This window comes from uncultured Methylobacterium sp., assembly GCF_964244095.1.
Lineage (GTDB): Bacteria > Pseudomonadota > Alphaproteobacteria > Rhizobiales > Beijerinckiaceae > Methylobacterium.
This window is the reverse complement of record NZ_CAXTHR010000218.1, coordinates 1-4538: the sequence shown is the minus strand read 5'-3', so window position 1 is coordinate 4538 and position 4538 is coordinate 1. Positions and strand designations below refer to the sequence as shown.

At 71.1% G+C, this 4538-nt stretch carries 5 protein-coding genes; 4 read left to right on the top strand and 1 reads right to left on the bottom strand.

Annotated features, from left to right (window positions below):
* Positions 1-744: homoserine dehydrogenase (locus ACFE86_RS21295; RefSeq protein WP_375457312.1), on the top strand; the 744-nt coding region annotated here is incomplete at its 5' end.
* A gap of 159 nt (positions 745-903) precedes the next feature.
* Positions 904-1884 carry a class II fructose-bisphosphatase gene (glpX, locus tag ACFE86_RS21290; RefSeq protein ID WP_375457311.1) on the top strand — a complete coding sequence of 327 codons (981 nt, stop codon included), beginning with the start codon at positions 904-906 and terminating at the stop codon, positions 1882-1884.
* A gap of 14 nt (positions 1885-1898) precedes the next feature.
* On the opposite strand, the gene ACFE86_RS21285 is transcribed toward glpX, so the two are convergent.
* The gene (locus tag ACFE86_RS21285) at positions 1899-2852 is read right to left on the bottom strand and encodes a L,D-transpeptidase (RefSeq protein ID WP_375457310.1); all 954 of its coding nucleotides are present in this window, start codon (positions 2850-2852) and stop codon (positions 1899-1901) included.
* A 356-nt stretch (positions 2853-3208) separates the two neighbouring features.
* Here ACFE86_RS21285 and ACFE86_RS21280 point away from each other — a divergent pair, with 356 nt between their 5' ends.
* Both ACFE86_RS21280 and ACFE86_RS21275 read left to right on the top strand, forming a co-directional pair.
* A complete protein-coding gene (locus tag ACFE86_RS21280) occupies positions 3209-3478 on the top strand; it encodes a hypothetical protein (RefSeq protein WP_375457309.1) in 270 nt (89 codons plus the stop codon).
* A gap of 340 nt (positions 3479-3818) precedes the next feature.
* The coding region (locus ACFE86_RS21275; RefSeq protein ID WP_375457308.1) for an MFS transporter at positions 3819-4538 on the top strand (720 nt) is incomplete at its 3' end.

The window sequence follows — 4538 nt, the reverse complement described above, 5'->3', positions numbered from 1 at the left end:
GACCCGACCTTCGACGTCGAGGGCTTCGACACCGCCCACAAGCTCGCGATCCTGACGAGCCTCGCCTTCGGGACCGCGATCGATGCCGAGGGCGTCTCGGTCGAGGGTATCTCCGGCGTGAAGCCCCTCGATCTCCTGATGGCCGAGGAACTCGGCTACCGGATCAAGCTGCTCGGCGTGGCGCAGGCGACCCAGGCCGGGATCGAGCAGCGCGTGCACCCGACGATGGTGCCGAAATCGTCGAGCATCGCCCAGGTGATGGGCGTGACCAACGCCATCACGATCGATGCCGACGCCGTCGGCGAACTCACCCTGATCGGCCCCGGCGCCGGCGGCGAGGCCACGGCTTCCGCGGTCGTCGCCGACATCACAGACCTCGCCGCCGGCGTGATCCGCCCGACCTTCGGCCGCCCGACCGCGCAGCTCAAGGCCGCCGAGCGGGTCGAGATGCAGCGGCACGAGGGCGGCTACTACATCCGGCTGACCGTGCACGACCGGCCGGGCGTCGCGGCCGGCGTCGCCACCCGCATGGCCGAGCGCGAGATCTCGCTGGAGAGCATCCTGCAGCGCCGGACCGCGAGCGCGGCGACGAGCGACCCGCGTGGGCGCTCCGGGCAGCCGGTGCCGCTGGTGCTGATCACCTACGCGGCGACCGAGGGCAACATCCGCGCGGCGCTCGAGGCCATCGCCGCCGACGGCCTGCTCGCGGAGGCGCCGCAGCTCATCCGGATCGAGCGCGAATGAGGCTCTTCGACGGACCGAACATCCTGCATTATCGTTCTGATCGACCAGGCAGGAGAAACATAGGTTATTTCGTCGTATCGCGATCGCTGTAGGCTGCCAGGGAACGCCACCGAAGACATCCGGTCGACGACGCGGAGCAGGGACACGATGGAGGCGCTCATGCAGGGCTCGCGAGGCGTCGTCGCGCGCACGCTCACCCTCGAACTCGCCCGCGTGACCGAGCGCGCGGCCATCGCCGCAGCGCGCCTGCGCGGGCAGGGCAACGAGAAGGCCGCCGATCAGGCCGCGGTCGACGCGATGCGGGCCGAGCTCAACGCGCTGCCGATCGACGGCACCGTCGTCATCGGCGAGGGCGAGCGCGATCAGGCCCCGATGCTGTTCATCGGCGAGCGCCTCGGCAGCGGCGGCGGACCCCGCGTCGACCTCGCGGTCGATCCGCTGGAGGGCACCACGCTCTGCGCCAAGGACATGCCCGGCGCGATCGCCGTGATGGCGATGGCCGAGCGCGGCTCGCTGCTCGCGGCCCCCGACGTCTACATGCAGAAGATCGCCATCGGACCGGGCTACCCGCCGGGAACCGTCGATCTCGACGCGAGCCCGGCCGACAACATCGCGGCTCTGGCGCGGGCCAAGGGCGTGCATCCGTCGCAGATCGTGGCGATCGTCCTCGACCGGCCGCGCCATGCCGATCTCGTCGCGGCGATCCGCGCCGCGGGCGCCGGGGTCCGCCTGATCTCCGACGGCGACATCGCGGCGATCATCTTCACCAACAGCCCCGAGGAGACCGGCGTCGACATCTATCTCGGCATCGGCGCCGCGCCCGAGGGCGTGATCGCCGCGGGTGCGCTGCGCTGCATCGGCGGCCAGATGCAGGGGCGCCTGATCCTCGATACGCCCGAGCGCCGGCGCCGCGCGCAGGCGATGGGCATCGGCGACCCGAACCGGATCTACGACCTGTCCGACCTCGCCCGCGGCGACGTGATCGTCGCGGCGACCGGCGTGACGGACGGGGCGCTGCTGCGCGGCGTGCGCTTCAAGCCCGGCATCACGCAGACCGAGACGCTGGTCTACCGCTCGGCCACCGGCACGGTGCGCCGCATCCTCGGAGAGCACCGCCGCCCCGAGCGCGGTCAGGATTGAGGGCCGCGAGAGGGTCAGTTCAGGACGACGACCTTGGTGCCGACGGGAACGCGGCTGAACAGGTCGATCGCGTCCTGGTTGATCATGCGGATGCAGCCCGACGAGACGCTGTGGCCGATCGAGCCCGGATCGAGCGTCCCGTGGATGCGGAACAGCGTGTCCTTGTTGCCCTGCCAGAGATACATGGCTCGGGCGCCGAGCGGGTTGCGGGTGCCGCCGGGGACGCCGACGCCGCTCGGCAGCGTGTCGACCTCGCGGGCGAGCTTCGGCGTCCGGGCGATCATCTCCTTCGGGGGGTACCAGTCGGGCCACGCCTGCTTCAAGTTGACCGTGGCCGAGCCCGACCACGAGAAGCCCTGCTTGCCCACGCCGACGCCGTAGCGCCGCGCCCGGCCGTTGGCCTGCACGAGGGTGAGCTGATGCGCCTTCGGGTCGATCACGATGGTGCCGGGCTCGTAGCTGCCGGCATAGGCGATCTCCTGTCTCAGGAAGGCGGGGTTGGCCTTCTTCCAGTTGAAGGCGGCCACCGGGAACGCGTCGTCGGCGATCGGACCGTAGGCCTTGGCATAGTCGATCGGGCCGTCGTCGATCGGCCGGTTGATCGCGGCGGCCATGGCCGGCGAGAGCTGGTTGGCGCCGGGCTTCGGGCCGGCGGTCACGAGCTCGGCCGCCGGCTCGACCGGCCGCTCGGCGAGTTGCTGACGCGCCGGCGCCGGGCGCCGCTCCGTCGCCCGGTCCGGGACCGCACGGCCGAACTCGACGCGGCCGGCATAGGGCTCGTAGCGGCCGCCGCGGAGGCGGTAGAGGCCGCCGTTCTGGTCCTGGAACAGGCGGTCGTCGTCGGTGCCGGCGACGCCGTCGATGGCGCTCGCCGCCACGCCGCCGCGGTCTTGCGCACGACCCGACGCGGTCGCGGCGAGGCTCGCCATCGCGCCGATGAGCAGCAGGTTTCGCAAGGGGTTCGGCATGGCGGTTCGAAGCGTCCTTGATCCTGCAATCCCCGGAACGCCCATCGGGCGGCGTGGGGAACGGGTCACGCACCGCACCGCGGGCAGCCGCGATCCGGGACGGTGTCGACCAAGGCTTAGCAAGCGCCGACCCGCCGCGTCATCAGCCGGACGGCCGCGGAATGCCTTTTGGCGACGCGCCGTCGATTCTATGCAACGGTCAGGCCGGTGTGCCGGGAGGTGACGGGCGCCGCGCTCCTCACCATCGGCGACGGTTTGCGGCAGAGCGGGGACAAGTCGCGCCGATGCGGTTGCATCGCACCGGATGCCGGGCGCTAGAGTGGCCCCGACTCCTCGGTCTCCCCGGACGCCTTCTCGTGAAACACGACCGCTCTCCGCATCGGGCCGTCCCGGCGCTGATCCTGATGCTCGCCTGCACCGTCTGCGCGATGCCGGCCCGGGCCCGCGAGACGGCGAGGCCGCCGGAGCGCGCGGGCGCGATCCCGCCGGCCCGGCCGGAGGCGAGGGAGCCCCCCGGCTCCTGGACCGCCGGCACGGCGCCGGGGGCGGCCTGCACCCGCGCCCGGCACAAGCTGTGGCAGGCGGGGGAGGGGTGGATCGTCAAGGCGATCACCACCTGCCGCTGAACGAACGGGGACGCGCGCCCGTCGTCGGTCGCAGGCCCCGCGGTGACGAAACGGGCGCCGCGGCGCCGATCGGAAGACTGCGCGCGTCTTGCTCGATAGCTCAACGTCGCGCGCCTCGTCGGCAACGCCGCCGCGAATCCAAGCATGCTCCCCGTCGGCGCACCGCCCGGCGGCGCGCCGACGGTCCGCGGACGATCTGGCACGCTTGCTGCATCCTACTGCGTGCCGCGTTCGACGCGGCACGCTGGGCAACGAGGCCCCGCAATGCGGACGGTGTGAGTCCGGTCCCCCGGCATGAGCGGCCGCGCTCGCGGACCGCCCTATCAAACGAGCACCCACGATGGCCTCCTTCAAGACCGTTATGAGGTCGGGGCATCCCCCGACCCTGTTCGCCGCGTTCCTCTACTTCGATTTCTGCTTCGCGATCTGGGTGCTCAACGGTGCCATGGGCCCGTTCATCACCGAGACCTACAAGCTCTCGCCGGCGCAGACCGGCTTCATGATCTCGCTGCCGATCCTGGCCGGTGCGATCATGCGCTTCCCGCTCGGCGTGCTGGCCCAGTATATCGGCCGCAAGAACGCCGCCATCACCGAGATGGGCATCATCATCCTGGCGATGGCCTACGGCTTCTTCTTCATCGCGAGCTACAACGACGTCCTGGCGATGGGCGTGCTGCTCGGCATCGCCGGCGCCTCGTTCGGCGTCGCGCTCTCGCTCGGCTCGGGCTGGTTCCCGCCGGAGCACAAGGGCCTGGCGATGGGCATCGCCGGCGCCGGCAACTCGGGGACCGTGCTTGCGGTGCTGTTTGCGCCGCCGCTCGCCCAGGCCTACGGCTGGCAGTCGGTCTACGGCTTCGCCGGCTGCGTGATGGTGATCCCGCTCCTGGTGATGATCGTGCTGGCCAAGGAGCCGCCGGACCTCGAGCACCAGTCCTTCAAGGAGCACATCTCCTGCCTGTTCACGAAGGACGGCTGGGCGTTCTCGCTGATCTACATCATCACCTTCGGCGGCTTCATCGGCCTGTCGAACTTCCTGCCGACCTTCTTCTACGAGCAGTTC

Excerpts from the sequence above, each read along its gene's own strand:
- glpX (WP_375457311.1), top strand. The coding sequence starts at position 904 with ATGCAGGGCTCGCGAGGCGTCGTCGCGCGCACGCTCACCCTCGAACTC.
- ACFE86_RS21285 (WP_375457310.1), bottom strand. The coding sequence starts at position 2,852 with ATGCCGAACCCCTTGCGAAACCTGCTGCTCATCGGCGCGATGGCGAGC.